This is a genomic window from Vibrio sp. 10N.222.49.C9 (assembly GCF_041474985.1).
In the GTDB taxonomy this organism is placed as follows: Bacteria; Pseudomonadota; Gammaproteobacteria; order Enterobacterales; family Vibrionaceae; genus Vibrio; species Vibrio crassostreae_C.
Map to the genome: position 1 here is coordinate 1 of NZ_JBFRVD010001674.1, position 269 is coordinate 269.

The 269-nt window shown below is 45.4% G+C and carries 1 protein-coding gene; it reads left to right on the forward strand.

All coding sequences use genetic code 11. The features are described 5' to 3' along the window. On the forward strand, window positions 1-269 hold a 269-nt coding region (locus AB4585_RS29760), incomplete at both ends, for a PfkB family carbohydrate kinase (RefSeq protein WP_372172448.1).

A 269-nucleotide genomic window follows, 5' to 3' on the forward strand; every position in this document is an offset into this window, starting at 1 on the left:
CTGCTTTGTATATCTGCCATGCGGCCATGTATCAATCTAACGGCACACAGGTGACCCCTGATGAGGTGAAGGATGCATTGATCGCTGACCTCATTCCTATTGCTGATGTGGTAGTGGCAAATAAATATGAACTTTCTGCGATCACTGCAACACCACTCACTGACCAAGAGTCAGTCATAAACGCCTGTGAACACATACTCGATCTTGGTGCTCGCTACGTTATTGTCAGAGACCTAGACCTAATGTCAGGTATTAATGAAACCATGATG